The sequence below is a fragment of the Proteus columbae genome, from assembly GCF_002777965.1.
In the GTDB taxonomy this organism is placed as follows: domain Bacteria; phylum Pseudomonadota; class Gammaproteobacteria; order Enterobacterales; family Enterobacteriaceae; genus Proteus; species Proteus columbae.
Genome location: NZ_NGVR01000007.1, coordinates 69,012 through 86,741, shown reverse-complemented (window position 1 = coordinate 86,741; position 17,730 = coordinate 69,012). Strand labels below are relative to the sequence as shown.

General features: G+C 37.8%; 17 protein-coding genes. 3 read left to right on the top strand and 14 right to left on the bottom strand.

Annotated elements, in window-relative coordinates:
- Window positions 1–65 precede the first annotated feature (65 nt).
- The 3 genes from CBE70_RS02100 to CBE70_RS02090 all read right to left on the bottom strand — a co-directional run bounded on the left by CBE70_RS02100 (window position 66) and on the right by CBE70_RS02090 (window position 4,292).
- The gene (locus CBE70_RS02100) at window positions 66–1,412 is read right to left on the bottom strand and encodes an NCS2 family permease (protein ID WP_100158011.1); all 1,347 of its coding nucleotides are present in this window, start codon (window positions 1,410–1,412) and stop codon (window positions 66–68) included.
- 745 nt (window positions 1,413–2,157) lie between these two features.
- A complete protein-coding gene (locus tag CBE70_RS02095; RefSeq protein ID WP_100158010.1) occupies window positions 2,158–3,345 on the bottom strand; it encodes an MFS transporter in 1,188 nt (395 codons plus the stop codon).
- A gap of 200 nt (window positions 3,346–3,545) precedes the next feature.
- Window positions 3,546–4,292, bottom strand: a complete 747-nt coding sequence (locus CBE70_RS02090) for a sulfite exporter TauE/SafE family protein (RefSeq protein WP_100158009.1) — start codon at window positions 4,290–4,292, stop codon at window positions 3,546–3,548.
- 184 nt (window positions 4,293–4,476) lie between these two features.
- On the opposite strand from CBE70_RS02090, the gene CBE70_RS02085 reads away from it, so the two are divergent.
- Window positions 4,477–5,055: a helix-turn-helix domain-containing protein gene (locus tag CBE70_RS02085; RefSeq protein ID WP_069368071.1), complete on the top strand. Its 579-nt coding sequence runs from the start codon at window positions 4,477–4,479 to the stop codon at window positions 5,053–5,055.
- Between the two features lie 93 nt (window positions 5,056–5,148).
- Here CBE70_RS02085 and ilvN read toward each other — a convergent pair whose 3' ends face one another.
- Both ilvN and ilvB read right to left on the bottom strand, forming a co-directional pair.
- Window positions 5,149–5,433, bottom strand: a complete 285-nt coding sequence (gene ilvN, locus CBE70_RS02080) for an acetolactate synthase small subunit (RefSeq protein ID WP_069368073.1) — start codon at window positions 5,431–5,433, stop codon at window positions 5,149–5,151.
- Between the two features lie 3 nt (window positions 5,434–5,436).
- Window positions 5,437–7,134, bottom strand: coding sequence for an acetolactate synthase large subunit (gene ilvB, locus CBE70_RS02075; RefSeq protein ID WP_100158008.1), 1,698 nt, complete (start codon window positions 7,132–7,134; stop codon window positions 5,437–5,439).
- Window positions 7,135–7,225: 91 nt separating this feature from the next.
- Between ilvB and CBE70_RS18725 the strand changes: the two genes are divergently transcribed.
- On the top strand, window positions 7,226–7,393 hold the full coding sequence (locus CBE70_RS18725) for a hypothetical protein (protein WP_432652518.1): 168 nt from the start codon (window positions 7,226–7,228) through the stop codon (window positions 7,391–7,393).
- A gap of 190 nt (window positions 7,394–7,583) precedes the next feature.
- Here CBE70_RS18725 and CBE70_RS02065 read toward each other — a convergent pair whose 3' ends face one another.
- The 9 genes from CBE70_RS02065 to rbsK all read right to left on the bottom strand — a co-directional run bounded on the left by CBE70_RS02065 (window position 7,584) and on the right by rbsK (window position 16,836).
- Window positions 7,584–9,095, bottom strand: coding sequence for a YfcC family protein (locus CBE70_RS02065; protein ID WP_100158007.1), 1,512 nt, complete (start codon window positions 9,093–9,095; stop codon window positions 7,584–7,586).
- Between the two features lie 104 nt (window positions 9,096–9,199).
- Entirely contained in the window at window positions 9,200–10,147 is a 948-nt protein-coding gene (gene arcC, locus CBE70_RS02060) for a carbamate kinase (protein WP_100158006.1), read from the bottom strand.
- A gap of 15 nt (window positions 10,148–10,162) precedes the next feature.
- Window positions 10,163–11,155 carry an ornithine carbamoyltransferase gene (gene argF / locus CBE70_RS02055; RefSeq protein ID WP_100158005.1) on the bottom strand — a complete coding sequence of 331 codons (993 nt, stop codon included), beginning with the start codon at window positions 11,153–11,155 and terminating at the stop codon, window positions 10,163–10,165.
- Between the two features lie 136 nt (window positions 11,156–11,291).
- On the bottom strand, window positions 11,292–11,393 hold the full coding sequence (gene speFL, locus CBE70_RS18600; RefSeq protein ID WP_106426928.1) for a leader peptide SpeFL: 102 nt from the start codon (window positions 11,391–11,393) through the stop codon (window positions 11,292–11,294).
- 303 nt (window positions 11,394–11,696) lie between these two features.
- Window positions 11,697–12,485, bottom strand: a complete 789-nt coding sequence (locus CBE70_RS02050) for a sulfite exporter TauE/SafE family protein (protein ID WP_100158004.1) — start codon at window positions 12,483–12,485, stop codon at window positions 11,697–11,699.
- Window positions 12,485–13,336: a MurR/RpiR family transcriptional regulator gene (locus tag CBE70_RS02045; protein ID WP_100158003.1), complete on the bottom strand. Its 852-nt coding sequence runs from the start codon at window positions 13,334–13,336 to the stop codon at window positions 12,485–12,487. The genes CBE70_RS02050 and CBE70_RS02045 overlap by 1 nt, the downstream gene beginning before the upstream one ends.
- A gap of 24 nt (window positions 13,337–13,360) precedes the next feature.
- Window positions 13,361–14,725: a PTS transporter subunit EIIC gene (locus CBE70_RS02040; RefSeq protein WP_100158002.1), complete on the bottom strand. Its 1,365-nt coding sequence runs from the start codon at window positions 14,723–14,725 to the stop codon at window positions 13,361–13,363.
- Window positions 14,726–14,767: 42 nt separating this feature from the next.
- A complete protein-coding gene (murQ, locus tag CBE70_RS02035) occupies window positions 14,768–15,679 on the bottom strand; it encodes an N-acetylmuramic acid 6-phosphate etherase (protein ID WP_100158001.1) in 912 nt (303 codons plus the stop codon).
- A gap of 236 nt (window positions 15,680–15,915) precedes the next feature.
- Complete coding sequence (rbsK, locus tag CBE70_RS02030) at window positions 15,916–16,836, bottom strand: ribokinase (RefSeq protein WP_100158000.1); 921 nt, start codon at window positions 16,834–16,836, stop codon at window positions 15,916–15,918.
- A 179-nt stretch (window positions 16,837–17,015) separates the two neighbouring features.
- On the opposite strand from rbsK, the gene deoC reads away from it, so the two are divergent.
- Window positions 17,016–17,684 (top strand): deoxyribose-phosphate aldolase, encoded by a 669-nt coding sequence (gene deoC / locus CBE70_RS02025; protein ID WP_072069516.1) that lies wholly within the window; start codon window positions 17,016–17,018, stop codon window positions 17,682–17,684.
- The last annotated feature ends 46 nt before the right edge of the window (window positions 17,685–17,730 follow it).

Sequence of the window (17,730 nt, the reverse complement as noted above, 5' to 3'; positions counted from 1 at the left end):
ATAAATAGCAAAAAGGCGGAATACAAATATATTCCGCCTTTTGTCTTTAAAACCGATTATTTAAATTAAATTGCCCACTCACCCGCATAAAATGCCACTAGAGCAATAGTAATTAATACTGTGCCAATATTGAGTTTACGCCATTCACCTGCAAATACACGACCTATCACCAAACAGCCGAAACCTAACATAATACCTGTGACGATATTACAGGTTAAAACAATAAATACAGCACACACCATGCCTGACATTGCATCAACAAAATCACTGAAATCTAACTTAGTGACGTTGCCTAGCATCAATAAACCCACATACATTAACGCGGGCGCCGTTGCATAAGCAGGAACTAAATAAGAGAGAGGCGATAAGAAAAGGATCAGTAAAAATAAAATACCGACCACGGTTGCAGTTAATCCTGTTTTACCACCAGCGGCTGTTCCTGCGGCTGATTCAACATAAACTGCGGCAGGGGCTGCACCAATAACACCCGCAAAAATACTACTGACAGAGTCAGAAGTCAGCGCTTTTCCACCATTAATAATTTGCCCGCGTTTATCTAATAAGTTTGCTTGACCCGCAACAGCGCGAATAGTCCCTGTGGCATCAAAAATGGCAGTCATCACTAATGCAAGAACACTTGGTAATACTAAAGGCTGTAAGGCACCTTTAATATCCATCGCAAACAATAAAGAGAGTCCTTCTTCACCTAATTGAGGCATTTTAAAGATGCCTTGATATTTCACATTAGGATCAAAAATAAGGCCAATAATCGAAATAGCTACAATCACTAATAGCACGCCACCCGGTACTTTACGTTTTTCTAATCCGAAAATAGCGGCCAATCCTGCCAGTGACATCAGAACAGAAAATGATGTAAATTTCCCCATTGCAACAGGTAAACCATCAAATGGGTTTTTAACCACTAACCCAACACTGTTTGCTGCAATTAAAAGCAGAAAAAGTCCAATCCCTATTCCTGCACCATGTGCGATACCAATTGGAATATTTTTTAAGATCCAAGTACGAATGCCAGTTAATGAGAAAACGGTGAATAAACACCCCATTAAAAACACGGCACCTAATGCAACGGGTACAGAGATGTTTTGTCCCAAGACCAAGCTAAAAGCGGTAAATGCTGTTAATGAAATAGCACAACCAATTGCCATAGGAAGATTTGCCCACAATCCCATTAGAAGAGAGCCTAATCCTGCGACTAAACAGGTTGCAATAAAGACCGCTGTATGTGGAAAACCAGCTTGTCCTAACATGCTAGGAACAACAATAACGGAATACACCATAGCCAGAAATGTCGTCAAACCAGCGATCATTTCTTTGCGAACAGTTGTGCCGCGTGCTGTAAGTTTAAAATAGCTATCCAGTTTACCTGTGCTTGCTGATTGATTAGCAGACATTACATTCCTCTGACATAAAAACAGTTCACTCTCCAAAAAACGAAAACGATTACGTATCAATTAGAATAACCTCTTGTCGATAAAAAATCTTAAGAGGGAGTCAAAAGCAAACGTTTGGTTTTTCGTGTGGATTGAGTGAGAGAATTTGACGCAAACGATTATCTGGTGCTTTTAGGGTAAGAATCAAGCGAAAAAATACATTTTTAATAAAAATGTCATAAAAAGATAATTTAAAGTTAGAAAAAAAGAAAAAGAGGAAAGCAGCTACCCACTTTCCTCATCATTCTACTTTTGTACAATCATCCAATATCATGTTTATCTCACAGTAGAAAAATAGTTTAATCAATTGTTTTTATTGAATTTATATTACACGATATGATAACTAGGTATATCTATCTATTATTAGTAACTTTAATAAGTTGCTTAGATAAATAATACCTCCCGTTCCCAATGTGTGGCGATTAATGATTTGCAGTATTCATTATTTTTATCTGAAGATAATGTCATCTTCTACTTCTAACGTTAGATGAGTAAACGCAGTTTTAGCAAACAATTTTCCATTTTGCATAAGCATTTCTAGATTATTCTTAATAAATTTCAAAACAATTACAATTACGAAAGATAATTATAATCATTTATAAAAAACAATAAGATAAAATTTTAATATTTAGAAATAGAAAAAAGAAAGGCTTCCTCTATCGCATTCCTTTCACCTTAAATGGAATACGATAGAGAAGAAATAATATTAAGATGAGCTACTATTGAGCGCTTCAACACCTAGGTTCCAACGTTCCATCGTTGAAACTAAGAATAGACCTGTCATTGCAACCAATAAAAATGGTAGTGAAGATGAAGAAAATTCTGACATCGCGCCAGCCAGCAAAGGCCCAGCTAAATTACCAATTCCCCATAACATCGCAGCCGACGCATTAGCGACCATTAGATCATTGCCTGAGAAATATTGCCCTATTTGTACCAACGCAATGGTGTATATCGCACCGGCTGTTGCACCCAATACCAGTAATAAAGGCCAGATCAAAAATGTATGAGACATAGTGATAGGTAATAGTAAGCTTGCCAGTAAAGTCACTACACCACAGATTCGATATAACCGTGTTCTGTTCATATGATCAGCAAGCCAGCCAAATGGCATTTGCATAATGGCATCACCGGCTAAAATAGCGCTTATCATCATTGCGGCAATAGCTTCAGTGTGCCCCATACTTAGGCCATAAATAGGAAACATAGAAAGCACGGTGCCATCAAAAAAAGCAAAGAAAACAATACCACCACAGATTGCTGGCGCTACTTTAACAAAGCGGATAATAGAAAAATTAGGCTCTTGCGTATCTTTCGGTAATTTATCGCCTGTTTTCTGATCCATCATTAAAAACAGGATAATAGAGATAATATGAATAAAGACACTAATTAAAATAGGCGTCTTATCTGCGACGCCATAAAGCGCAATAATTGAAGGCCCTAATAACTGGCTAATAGTAAATACCGTAGTATATACCGCTAAAATCCGCCCACGTTTATTATCTGGTGAAAGCTCATTAATCCACGTTTCTCCTAAACAAATCATCACACCACTGGCAATACCCGTAATTAATCGTAACGGAAATAGCAACTCCAGAGGCAAGCTTCCCATTAAGGGTAATAAACTTATTGCAGAAACAATGGTTGCTAATAGCATGGCAAAGCGTTTACCAATCCATTGCACAATACGCCGAGCAAAGGGTGAAATAATTAACATTCCAATAGCGGGTGCAGCGGAAATAAGTCCAATGATAGATTCACTAATTCCCACTAAATTAAGGCGCAGTGCAACCATAGGAATAGTTAATCCGATAACAATCCCGATAACGCCAATACTTACCGTGATAGTTGTTATCGCAAAAACTTCAGATTGGCGATAATTTTGATGTGACATGTTATTTTGTTTCTGCGAATAACAGAAACCTCTGTGATAAAAGGAAGGTGGTTAAATAAAATATTGTTTTATTATAGGGGATAAGAAATAGATAAACATGCTTAAAAAGTAATATTAATCAGAGAAAGATCTCTGTTTGAATCACAAAGATCTTTGCCTTTCACAATATTCTCATTTCACCGTCATTTATCCTACAACGCTTAAGAAAAATAACGATAAATAAGCACAGTACCTGATGCCAATACAATGGTATAAATCACACTCATAAATCGTGCTTTTGACATCCGTAATGTTAAATTTCGCCCTAGCCATACACCAGCAAACATAGCAGGCAAGAAAATAACGGCTAACTTAAGAATATCCAATTGCCAATAAATACCAGCAAATAAGAAAATCACCACTCGCGTTAGTGTGCTAAAGCCAATTAATGTCGTTTGTGTAATACGAAACTTGTTTTTATCTGCAATTCTGCCTGATAAATAGATCGCATATAAAAAACCGCCACTGCCAAACAACGCGCTAAACACACCACCAATTAACCCGAAAGGATAAACCAAGCGTTGAGAAAATTGGCTTTCTTGTTTTTTCCAAAACAAGGCATAAATTGCATAACAAACAGCAAAGATACCCAAAAGAAGAGAAAGCAAATCGGGTCGTGTGGTTAATAAAATCGTCGCACCAACAAGACTACCAATAATAATAAGCGGAATAATATAGCGTATCTCTTTAAAATCAGCCTGTTTGCCATCTCTTAAAACATTCACTATGGCGGCACTTAAATCGATTAATGCCAATAAAGGCACTATCATTGAAAGAGGCAAATAAAGTGCTAATACAGGGCCTGCGATTAACGCAGAACCAAACCCAGCCATACCGAAAATAACATAAGCAAAGAATAAGGTAAGTAAGCAAATAAAAAGATCAGACCAACTGAGCAAGTCCATCATAATAAACCTTGAATAATTATCATTTAATGAAGAATATTAGCGTAATTATTAAAAATCGAACAGCTACCGTAAGACTATTCACAAAATACAGCAGAAACCGGATCTCATTTTTCCGAATACGGTTAATTAGTGTTATTATCTAATCGGAATGACACTTTTAAACTAACGATATTTTGAATTGGCAATGAACCCACAACCTCCTAAAAAAACGAATGAATACCTTGGTAATAAAGTCAAACAATTAAGACAGTCTCGAAACTTGTCACTTAATGAGTTATCAAGAAAATCGGGAATATCCAAGGCTGCATTGTCAAAATTAGAATCGGGTGATTCTAATCCTAGAATCGATACCTTAGAGGCTATCGCGATAGCGCTTGGCTTTCCGTTAGGGGATTTATTTAGTTTCACACGAGAAGAATATCCTCGCTTAGAACGACATAAACCTATTGTGGGTGATTATGCCCAAGAATTTAAATTCCGTATTGGCATCGGCAATATTACGGAGATTTGGCATATTGAGATGAAGCATGGCGCGATCATCAATAGTCCAGCTCACGCAGATGGAACTCAAGAACACATCATGGTCTATTCTGGTAAATTGATGATGCGTTTTGACAATGATGAAACGGTCTTACTCGAAACAGGTGATTTTTACGCCTTTCATGGTAATGCCCCTCACTCTTATATTTGTGTTGAAGGACATTTACGCGCATCCGTCATTATGTCTAGTCCAAACCAACAGCATTATCATCATCGCCCTTAACATTTTTATTCCCAATAAAAATAAGGCTTTATTCCTATTAATTAAAAATAAAGTAATTAAGAATAAAGCCACTGATGAAATAAAAATGATAAATTAATTTAGATAACTTTCCATTTGTTCAAAAACACGTAAATCGTCACTGAATCTCACTTCTTTTACGTCTTCAAGCTTTTCTACCTGACTCACCATCTGCATTAGGCGATCATCTTTTTGCACTAATAGCCAAATACGGCTTTTATCGCTATTTTTCATCGGTAAACACAAAATACCATCGACGTTAAATGCACGGCGAGCAAATAGCCCACAAATATGGGTCATAACACCGGGATGATTGCGAACAATCAATTCCAGCGCGATAGGTTGTGATTGTTGTGACATAAATTAAGCTCCTATCATCTCAATATTTGCCGCCCCTGGCGGTACCATTGGAAATACTTTTTCATGAATATCAATCATGACATGAATTAAACACGGACCTGGTTTTTCAATTGCTGCTTTTAATGCACTTGCAGGATCCGTTTCCTGATTTAAGTCACAGGTATCTAAACCAAAGCCTTGTGCAATACGAATAAAATCTGTTTGATAAGGATAAGCCGCAGCATAAATACGCTCTTCAAAAAACAGCGTTTGTTGTTGGTGAACCAACCCCAATGCCTGATTATTTATCAAAATAATTTTGATATCTAATTGGTGCTCAGCCGCCGTAGCAAATTCTTGAATATTCATCATAATGCTACCATCCCCCGAGAAGCAGAGGATTTTCTTACTTGGCTCAGCTAATGCAGCACCAATCGCTGCTGGTAAACCAAATCCCATCGTACCTAAACCGCCAGATGTTAACCATTGTCGAGGCCGATTTAACGGATACGCTTGTGCAACCCACATCTGATGTTGCCCAACGTCGGTTGTAATAATGGCATCATCATCAACACAGTTTGCTGCCGCTAATACGATGCCATAACCACTGAGGATATTTTCAGAATTTTTCATCTCCAATGGATATTCTTGTTTCAGTGTCGTAACACGAGCTATCCATTCATTACGCTTGTTTGTATTAATCAATGGTAATAACAGTGATAACACTGATTTCGCATCAGCGTGGATCGCGATATCTGGGCGTTTGATCTTACTAATTTCAGCGCGATCGATATCAACATGAATAATTTTGGCATTAGGGCAAAACTTCTCTGCTTTACCAATGGCACGATCGTCAAATCGCGCTCCTAATACAATCAACAGATCCGCTTCTTCTAAAATAAAATTGGTGCTACGAGTCGCATGCATACCCAACATCCCCAAATACAGTGGATGCGAAGGCGGCATTAATCCTAATCCCATTAAGGTCATGGTTGTGGGCAGATTATTTTTTTCTGCTAATTCAATCGCTTCTTTACATGCTTCAGAGCTAATGATCCCTCCACCTAAATACAAAACAGGGTTTTTAGCTTGATTAATCATTTGTGCCGCTTGTATTACTAAATCAGTATTAAATGCGGGAACCGGATCTTTTTGCGGAATAGGCGGTAACGTTTCTAATGTAATTGTGGCTTGCTGAATATCTTTTGGTACGTCAACCCAAACAGGACCCGGTCTTCCTGACATCGCTAAACGAAACGCATCACAAATAATTTCAGGTAACTCAGCAATATCACGAACTAAATAGTTATGTTTCGTGATTGGAATAGACATGCCATAAGTATCAACTTCTTGGAAAGCATCGGTTCCAATCATCGCTGAAGATACCTGACCTGTAATACAAACTAAAGGAATGGAGTCGAGCTTAGCATCGGCAATGGCTGTCACTAAGTTTGTTGCACCCGGCCCGCTCGAAGCGATACAAACAGCAGGTTTACCATTTGCACGGGCAATACCTTGTGCAATAAAACCAGCACCTTGTTCATGGCGAGTTAAGATATGTCGAATAGATTTACTTTGGCTTAAAGCATCATATAACGGAAGCGCTGCACCACCGGGGATCCCTGCGACTGTCGTAATGCCTTGACGTTCCAGTAAATAAACGATTAATTGCGCACCAGTAAACGTTCTACTTGTTGTGGCGTTTTCTTGTTGATCACCCATTTTTATCTGTCCTTTGTTCTAAGCCGGACTTGATGGGCAGGTAGAAAAGAAAAACCCCGCCCGGTTAGTGCGCCGGCGGGGTTTCGAAACTGTGTTGATTCGGACCCGTTACGGCGCTTTGCCGACGACCACCACCACACGCACGACAACCACAGCCGCGATGTGCGCTGTTAGTCGTAGGCTTTGTAGTAGAGTAGTGATGATCATGGGTTACCTATCAATTAATTTAATGATGTGTTTACGTGTTATCTATATTTAAAAAAACATAACTTCTACAAATTAACAACCTTTTTTTTCGGTTTATTTTTTATCACCGCTAAAAACGAGAGCTAGATCACTTCTAGTGAAAATCAAAAAATAACCCTGATTGCAGCATAAAAATCTAGATTAATCTTACATTACAGAATAACCAAAAATTCGTTTCTCAACGTAAACACATCGACTCAATTTTATAAAAAAGCAACTTGAACCAGTAATAGTGTTGCCGAAAGTACAAACATAAATATCACCATCGGCATAATAAATTTAAGCCATTTGTTATAGGAGATATCTAGCATTTGCAATGTCGCTAACACCAGTCCTGTAGGCGCTAAGAACAGCATAATATATTGACCCCAGTTATATGCTGATACCACCATATAACGAGGAACACCAACTGCATCGGCTAATGGAGCCATAATAGGCATCGCTAAAACCGCAAGACCTGAAGAGGAAGGAACAATAAAACCTAAACAAATAAAGACAACGAGTTGTGCTAATAAGAATAGGCTCGGTGGCATTCCTGCAACCATATGAGACATAAATTCAAGGATGGTGTCAGCAATTTTACCTTGTTCCATCACAAGGTTAACACCTCGTGCTAAACCAATAATTAATGAAACACCGACTAATTCAGATGCCCCGTGAATAAATCCATCAATGGCTGTTTTTTCTTTTAATCCAGAGAGGAAAATTATGATGATTGCGATAGCAAGGAAAAGAGCTGCCATTTGTGGAAACCACCAGCCCATTTCCATAACACCCCAAACCATAATAGGAAAAGCAGCAACAAATAAGCAGAGGATCACTTTACGACGCCACGAAAACTCTAATATCTCATTAGGATCGTAATTACTTAAAAAGCGCTGTTTAAAACTTTCGGTATTTTCATAGTTGTATGAGAAAGTCGGATCTTTTTTGATCTTCTTACAATACCAATATAAATAAACCAAAACACCCGCCGTACCAATCACCAACCCAATAGTACGAAAGCCGATCCCTTCAATAAAACTGATCCCCGAAGCATTTGATGCAATAACAACGGAGAAAGGATTTACAGTTGAGAACCCAGCCCCCATTGAAGAGGCAAGAAAAATAGCGCCGACACACACAATAGCGTCATAACCCAAGATTAAGAATATGGGTACTAATATGGGATAGAAGGCAACGGCTTCTTCTTCAATCCCACAGCTTGTCCCGCCTATGGACAATATAATCGTGACACCAAACACCACTAAAAACTCTTTACCTTTGGTTCGATTTGCTAGTGCTGTTAAACCTGCATTGAATGCACCGGTTTTATTAACAACCCCAATAAGTCCCCCCAAGACAAGAATGAAAACAATAACATCCGCCCCCTCGATTGTCCCTTTCACCATACTTTCGGTAATATCCATTATCCCTTTAGGTTGCTGTGCTACACGTTCATAGGTTCCGGGTATCGCTATCGGTTTTTTAATTGTCCCATCTGTAAATTTATTAATCTCAATAGAGACATTTAAATCATTTAATGTTGCCTGAGTTGCAGGTAACACTTCATGAGAACCATCTATTTTAGCAACCACTAATGATGGCTCTGCTGAGTTATAACTTAATCGCTGATATTCGCCAGCTGGAATTATCCATGTTAAGCCAACCACAATTACTGTAATGGCAAATAAAATAGTAAATGCGGTCGGAAACGCAAACTTTTTAAGTTTCATAAGCGTCCTCGACTTAAATAAGAGGCTACTCTGCCAGTAGAAATAATATCTATCTGGCAGAGTCTATTATTAGAATTAAATTTAGAATAATGATAAGTATGATATTAATCAGAAATAATTGTTGTACCTGTTTTTCCTTCTAAAGCAGATAATGCATTCTCTAAAGATGTAATAATAGCTTGTACACCTTTATCACTCTCTTTTAGAAAATTAAGGCAAGCCTCCACTTTAGGCAACATACTTCCTTTAGCAAATTGCCCTTGAGAAATATATTCCTGAGCTTGAGAAAGTGTTAATTTATCTAAATTCATTTGATCTGGTTTATTAAAATTAATAGCAACTTTATCAACTGCCGTTAATATTAATAAAATGTCTGCTTTTAATTCTACGGCTAATTTTGAGCTAGAGTTATCTTTATCAATAACCGCATCAATACCCTCTAATAAATCCCCTTTTCGAATAACAGGAATACCACCGCCACCAACAGTAATCACCACAATATTGCGTTCAACCAACTGTTTAATAATCGGTGATTCTACAATTTCTAACGGTTTAGGTGATGGGATCACTCGACGATATCCACGCCCAGCATCTTCCATAAAGTGAAAACCGTGCTCTTTTTGAATAACCTCAGCTTGCTGTTGAGTATAAAAAGCGCCAATCGGTTTTGTCGGTGATAAAAAAGCAGGATCATTTTTATCAACAACCACTTGGGTCACAATAGTTGCACAACCGTGATTTTTATTCAGATTTCTCGCACACAATTCGTCATTAATAGCCTGTTGTAAATGATAACCGATATAACCTTGGCTCATGGCACCACATTCAGCAAATGGCATATAAGGCGTGCCAATGTTTTGTTGTGATGCATAATCCATAGCTAAATTGATCATCCCAACTTGTGGGCCATTTCCATGGCCAATAATGACTTGATAGCCCTTCTCAACCAAATCCACAATGGGCTTTGCGGTTTTTCGTACAATCTGCTTTTGCTCTAGAGGCGTGCTGCCCAATGCATTCCCCCCTAAAGCAATAAATACCTTCTTAGGCATTGTTAACTCCTTGCTTTAGCTTAAAGTCGCGAACATAACGGCTTTAATGGTGTGCATACGATTTTCAGCTTGATCAAAAACTTTTGACTGACGAGACTCAAAAACGCCATCTGCCACTTCCATTTCACTCAGGCCAAACTTCTGGTAAATATCTTCACCAATGAGCGTTAAACGGTCATGGAATGAAGGTAAACAGTGCAAGAAAATCGCATGAGGATTTGCCATTTTCATCATAGATTCATTGACTTGATAAGCTTTCAGTAAGCGAATGCGTTCATCCCAAACACTATCTGGCTCTCCCATTGAAACCCAAATATCGGTATAGAGAACATCAGCGTCTTTTGCCCCTTTCTCGATATCTTCTGTTAATGTGATAGAGCCTTCATTTTCAGCAGCGATTGCACGACACTCCTTCACAAGTTGCTCTTCTGGCATTAAAGATGCCGGGCCACATGCTGTAAAATGTAAGCCTAATTTGGCACAAACCACCATTAAAGAGTTAGCAACGTTATTACGCGCATCACCAAAGAAAGTCAGCTTAAGCCCTTTTAAATGACCAAAATTTTCTTCAACTGTTAGCATATCCGCCAACATCTGAGTGGGATGAAATTTATCGGTAAGACCATTCCATACTGGTACTCCTGATTTCGCCGCCAACTCTTCAACTAATGACTGATCAAAACCACGATATTCAATACCATCATAGAAACGCCCTAACACGCGCGCTGTATCTTCAATAGACTCTTTTTTCCCCATTTGTGATGAGCCTGGATCAAGATAAGTTACCCCCATTCCTAAATCATAACCCGCAACTTCAAAGGCGCAGCGTGTACGTGTTGAGGTTTTTTCAAATAATAAAACGATATTTTTACCTTCCAAAGAGCGGTGAGGAATACCTGCCATTTTTAATGATTTAAAATGTTTAGAAAGCTTTAATAAATATTGAATTTCAGCAGATGAAAAATCGAGTAATTTTAAAAAACTTCTACCTTTAATATTAATAGACATAATAATCCTATCTCCTAATTATTTTGATAATAATAGAGTTAAAAAATGATTCATTATTTATGAAAAATAGACGTTTCCCCAATAACACACGTTATTAGGAAATATGCTTTATATTTTCAGCACGTAAAAAGAGGGCTTACCCGTTAAAAACGGAGAAATGGAAACACTGACGTTGTTTATACATCATAATGTGGGTAATACGTCTAATATGAGGTGTTTTCCTATTATTATTTTCCATAATACTAGTACCTTCACTTATAGGTATTAAATCAGGGTTACAGTGAAACATATAGGAATTAACTTTAATGTGATTATCATCTCAATTATCTATTTATGATAAAAACCATATATCAGTAAAAATAAATCATCAATAATACATTCCATTAACACACAAATAAAAAATGGATAATCGTTTTTATATTAAGAATGACTTCAATTAAATTAACAAGATAATCAAAAAAATAGCCAATAAAAATTTATTTTTATTTAGCTACTATTTAGATTTTACTTTTACAATTAACATTAATGATACATTTCAATACTAGAATAATTTAGCCAGCATCATTACGGCACTACAAATAATTAAAATCAAAGTCGCATACTGAAACATCCTGTCAGGCATTCTGATCAACAGCCACTTAGACAGCGGAATAGAGATTAGCGAGCCTAAGAATAACAAAAGTGCCAAATGAATATCTGTATGCCCATCTTGCATATAGGCTAGTGCTGAAGATCCCGATAACAATGTTGTGGTAAATATAGAAGTACCAATAGCTTGCTTAATAGAAAGGTTCGCATAACGTAGCAATAACGGTAATACAACCACACCACCACCCACCCCTGTTGCCCCTAAAACAACACCGGCTGCAATCGCAGGAAGTAATAGTGCTTTTATATTTAAAGGAGCTAACGCTGTATTTTCAACCACAACGGGAGGTAATGAGAAAAACATTCTCTGTACAAAGAGAAATAGAGAAAAAACAATGGCACTGACAACAAGTGCATTAATTCCCCATTCGACTTGTTGCTGATACTGCGTTAACGACCCTAAATAATTAACCAAAACACTGGCTAAAAAGGTACTTGGTAGCATTATTCCTAATACAATCATCGCTCTTTTAAAGGGAATGTTTCCAAGGCGAAAATGCATATAAGACGAAGTGACTTTCATCAACATAGATAATAAATTGGCTGTTGCCACTGCCATTAACGCATTCATACCAAAGAAATAGGTCAATACAGGTAGAACAATAACACCACCGCCCACACCCGTCGTACTTATAATTAAACCAATAGCCGCACCCACCGCTAATGTGGTGATAAGTAACATTATTGATTTCCTTGCATAACAGCTTCTCGCCCTTTTAATAATGCTTTTTCTGCTGACTCACTCGCTAATGTCATATATTTAAAAAACAACACATCAAAAGCCACCATTTGTAAAACTTGTGGCGTAATCACGCCTAATTGAGAGTGCTGTTCATCATAAAAATAAGGCAATGTATAATCAGATAATCGAGTTGCTTCATCTTGTCCAAAACGAGTTAATGCCACAGTTAAACAACCTTCATTTTTTGCTGATTTCAGCATCCGATTAATATCCGTCGTATTTCCTCTAGCGGTAACAGCAATAGCAATATCATCAGCAGATAAATTAGCGGAATAAGCCAATTGAGCATGAAGATCTGGGCTAAATAACGTGTTTTTATTTACACGAATTAATTTATGAAAAATGTCACTCGCTACAACAGACGATGCCCCAATACCAAACAACACAATGCGTTTTGCTGATACCATTTTTTCAGCTAATACATCTATGGTATTGGGATCTAACAACGCTAATGAATCCAAAATAGCACTGGTAAACAGATGCCCTGTTTTAGAAATAATTAATTCTGTCGAGTCTGTTTTCGCAAGATTGCCATAGAGAATATCGCCACTGCTTTTTTGTTGCTTTTCTTCTGAAAGGTAATCAATTTTAAATTCAGGATAACCGCGATACCCAATTTGACGAGAGAAACGGATAACAGAAGCACTACTTACACCTGCTTTAAGTGCCAGATCAGCCGCATTCATACTGGCGATATTCTCACTATTCTCTAATAGATAATGAGCAATACGTTGTTCTGTGCCTTTGCCTTGTATTAGTAGACTTTCAAGCTTTTTGGTCAGTGTCGACATTCTGTTATCCTTTTTATTTCTGACTTATTTCTCTGGATCGGTAAATCCCATTAGCATACTGGCAATAAAACCGACAATCCATGCACCTAATACCGCGATCAGGAACTTAATAATTTGCCCATCGCCCACTAACGGAATTAATGATAACCCAGCCGTACCAAATGGAATAATGATCCCAACTTGGAAATATGCCATTAATGCACCACCTGCGGCACCACCAATACATCCAGCAACAAATGGTTTTCCTAATGGAAGGGAAACACCAAATAATAAAGGCTCACCGACACCAAAAATACCAACAGGTAATGCGCCCATTAATGTTTTCTTTAAACGTTGGTTTTTAGTACGTAGATAAACCCAAAAACAAGAACCTACTTGCCCCATTCCGCCCATCGCTAAAATAGGAAATAGATAATTTAAACCAAAAGTATTTAAAATTTCGGTATGAATAGGAATTAACCCTTGATGTAATCCCGTTAAGAGTAAAAATAAGAAACTCCCCCCTAACGCTGCACCCGTTACCACCGCACCACCACCCTGATTTAAAAGTGATAATGATACGCCTTGTGCTAATAGCTGATTAAGATAATGACCGATAGGTTGGAATATAATAATCGCCACAAGAGAAGAGACTAAAATAGTCACAAACGGCGTTAAGATAAGATCGAGGCTCTCTTTAACGATACTACGAAACCATAATTCTAATTTTGAAGAGAACACTACCACCATTAATACGGCAAAGATCCCGCCACTGTTCGGCTGTAATTTTTCACCAAATAAGGTGATATCAGCGAGCCCAGGCATGGCTAATAAACCCGCCATTACGGCACCAATTGACGTTGACGCTCCCAATTCTTTAGCTGTATTTATTCCAATCATAATAGAGAGATACGCAAATACCGTACTACCAATTAATTTGAATAATTTAAATAGCTCTGGGAATTGCTCAACTAAGCCCGGTGCAACTAAGCGGATAATATTAATTAACCCCATAATCAAACCGCAGCCAATTAAAGCAGGAATTGTCGGAACAAAAATAGCCGCTAATGTATTTAGCATACGACGAATTGAAAAGCCTTTTTTCACTGGTGTTGGCGCAGGCTCGTCTTTACTACTTGCTGAACTGTTTTGCATACGCTTATTCATGATGGAATAAACTTTTGCCGCGGTTCCCATTCCTACAATCACTTGATGCTGTTCGCCATTAAATACAACACCTTTAACACCTTCGACTTGTTTTAACGCGTCTGCATCAAATAGCGAACTGTCTTTTAAAATCAGTCGAATACGAGTCATACAATGTGTTAGGGTTGCCACATTTTGAAACCCACCAGCGTGTTTTTCTATTTCTATTGCTAACGTGTCGAGATGTTCTATTTTATTAGCCATATGCGTGCCTGCTAAAGTTCAGAGTGTTTACTCATATTGTTATTAGTTAAATAGGGCTAGTTGCTGTTGTAGCGAACGATAAGGATATTGCTGTGTAATTTGCTCAACTTTCTCCACACTAAGGTGAAGCTCATACATTAAAATGGCTTTTCTGGGATGATAATTAACCATTTGTAACAGTGTTCTGGCTCTGTCATGTGAAATTCCACACACTTCGCTGACAATACCTTCAGCACGACGTTGCAATTTCTCATTACTCGCAATCACATCCACCATAAGATTTTTATGCACTTTTCCAAGCTTAGTCATTACGCTAGTACTTAACATACCCAAAATCATTTTTTGAGCCGTGCCACTTTTCATTCTTGTGGAACCTGTTAACACCTCTGCGCCCACATCTGGCGCAATAGATAAGTCAGCAATTTCACTCATCATACTTTTGCCACGCGTAGTAATAGATACAGTCAATGCTTTTAGCTTTTTGCCATATTGCAAAGCCGCGACTGTGAAAGGAGTACGACCGCTTGCTGCAATGCCAATAACCACATCTTTTTCACTGACATGACGACGTTGTAGCTCTTCAATTGCCGCCTCTTGGCTATCTTCAATATTTTCAACCGCTTTTAGCATTGCATCATGACCGCCTGCAATAATTGCCTGCACTAATGTCGGAGATACACCAAAAGTAGGTGGGCATTCCGCACTGTCTAGTACAGCTAATCGACCACTTGTTCCTGCTCCAACATAAAAAATACGCCCACCTTTTTGCAAACGCTCAGTAATTTTTTCTACTACTTTAGCAATAGCGGGTAATTCTTTTTTAACTGCATTTGCAACAGTCATATCTGCACTATTGATAAGCGTAACCAACTCTAAAGCGCTTAATTCAGAAAACTGTGTTGTTTCTTGATTGCTTTCATTTTTAAGACATTCGCTTAATGCATCTTCTTTCATCATAACAACCTTAATGAAACCAAATTTCATTAAAAACTACATCACATGAAATTGCATTTCAATGATGATTATCACCACTTTGTGAAATCAGTCACATTAAGTTAAGCCTTTTTTCTTTGAAAGAAATTCAATAGTGACTATAAAAATAGAATAAGCAATTGATTTTAAATAAATTCCACTTACTCTCTAAATAAGAAAGCAAGTGGAATAAAAAGATGTGATGGTGCAGAAGTGTACTATTTTGCTTGCGCTAAAAACTGTCCAAACTCTTCAATGCTTGGATAAGAAGATTGTGTGCCTTTTCCTGCAACACTTAAGCCAGAAAACATCACGGCTTTATTTAACGCTTCTTCAATATTATTGGTGTGAACATAATAATGGGAGAAACAACCAATAAAGGCATCCCCCGCCCCACTAGTATCAATTGCATCAACTTCAATGGCGGGAATATATTTTTCAATTTCACCATTCATCCATAATGCGCCTTTTTCACCTAATGTAACGATGACATTCTTAAAGCCTTTTTGTAGTAAAGAACAAGCAGCTTCGCGAATTTCGTCCATTGTGGTGATTGGCATACTGGTCAAAATTTCAAGTTCTGTTTCATTCGGAACAAAAAAATCACAACGAGCAGCAATATCAAGATCTAATGCTTTTGAAGCGGGTGCTGGGTTAAATAACACAGGGATATGGTGTTTGTTACCGAACTCAATGGCGTGATACACCGTTTCAAGAGGAATTTCTAATTGCAATACGATTATTTTGCATTTTTTCAGGCTATCTGCCGCTCTATCAATATCCTCTGGCGATAAATGCTGATTAGCACCTTTAACAATTAAAATGCTATTTGATGATTGAGAAGTCACAAAAATAGGCGCAACACCACTTGTTGTACCGGGCACTTTTTCAACATAGCGTGTGTTAATACCATAAGATTCTAAATTCATGATGGTGTTATCCGCGAAAATATCATCGCCAACCTTTGTTAACATCATTACTTTTGAATTTAATTTAGCAGCAGCAACCGCTTGATTTGCCCCTTTACCACCGCAACCAATCTTAAATGCCGGCGCCTCAAGGGTTTCACCCTCTTTTGGCATCCTATCTATATAGGTGATCAAATCCACCATATTTGAACCAATCACTGCGATATCCATAGCGCCTCTTACTCTTATGTAAAATTTATAAATGTGAAAATAGTGACATTTTGATAGATGCATAACAGTATCATGTTATTTAAATATCATTTGTGATTGTTATCTCGTTAAAACAGCACTAATATGTTGCCAAACTAACATGAGTGATAAATAACAATCTTCTTATTAAGGAATATACTATGCGTCCATTAGCTAATTATATCGATCATACCCTTCTTGCAGCAGATACAACTGAAGCACAAATCAAGAAATTGTGTGCTGAAGCAGCTGAACACGGTTTCTTCTCTGTTTGTATTAACACTTCTTACATCCCTTTAGCAAGAACTTGCCTTGAAGGAAGTGATGTAAAAGTATGTTGTGTTATCGACTTCCCATTTGGTGCTGGTTTAACAGCAACAAAAGCATTTGAAGCGGCTGAAGCTATTCGTCAAGGTGCACAAGAAGTCGATATGGTTATCAATATCGGTATGTTAAAAAGCGGTCGTTTAGACTTTGTAAAACAAGATATTGAAGCAGTAAAAGCTGCTTGTGGTAATACAACTCTGAAAGTTATTTTAGAAACTTGCTTATTAACTGACGACGAAGTACGTTTAGTTTGTGAAATGTGTCGTGAGATCCGCGTTGATTTTGTGAAAACATCAACAGGATACAGTACAATGGGCGCAACAGAACATCATGTTGCTTTAATGCGCAAAACAGTTGGTGATGAAGTTGGTGTGAAAGCATCGGGTGGTGTTCGCGATCGCCAAACAGCATTAAACATGATCAAAGCAGGTGCAACACGTATCGGCGCTAGCGCAAGTGTCGCTATTGCAACAGATTCAGATGCACCTGAATCAAACTACTAATTATTTAGCGTATATTTTCTTGGAGTACGCTATTCGATAACACAAG